Source organism: Streptomyces mesophilus, from assembly GCF_011044995.1.
In the GTDB taxonomy this organism is placed as follows: domain Bacteria; phylum Actinomycetota; class Actinomycetes; order Streptomycetales; family Streptomycetaceae; genus Streptomyces; species Streptomyces mesophilus.
The window spans coordinates 1-522 of sequence record NZ_JAAKZW010000503.1; the positions used below are offsets into that span (position 1 = coordinate 1).

A 522-nucleotide genomic window follows, 5' to 3' on the forward strand; every position below is an offset into this window, starting at 1 on the left:
CCAGCCACCCGTCGCCCAGCCGGAGGTCTTCACCCCCCTCTCCCCGGCCGACCCCGAGTCCATCGGCGGCTACACGCTCCTGGCCCGCCTCGGCTCGGGCGGCATGGGCACCGTCTATCTCGCGCGGATGCCCGCGGGCCGCACCGTGGCCCTCAAGACGCTGCGGTCGGAGCACGCGCAGGACCCGGTCCTGTTCACGCGGTTCGGAGAGGAGACCCGGGCCGCCCATCGCCTGGGCGGCACGGAGTTCTTCCCCGCGTTCGTGGACGAGGGCGAGGGCTGGTTCGCCACGGCGTACGTCCTCGGTCCTTCACTCGCCGAAGCGGTCACCGCGTACGGCCCCTGGCCCGAGCGCGCCGTACGCGCCCTGGCCGCCCAACTCGCCGACGCCCTGCGGTCGGTGCACGAAGCGGGCTACGTCCACCGCGACCTCAAGCCCTCCAACGTCCTGATCACACCGGCGGGGCCGCGCCTGATCGACCTGGGCGTGGCCCGGACCGCGGGCGCCGCCCAGGGCGCAAG

The 522-nt window shown here is 74.7% G+C and carries 1 protein-coding gene; it reads left to right on the forward strand.

Features of this window, described 5'->3' with window-relative positions:
* Positions 1 to 522 (forward strand): protein kinase domain-containing protein (locus G6045_RS40800; RefSeq protein ID WP_165337288.1); only part of this gene is annotated, 522 nt, incomplete at both ends.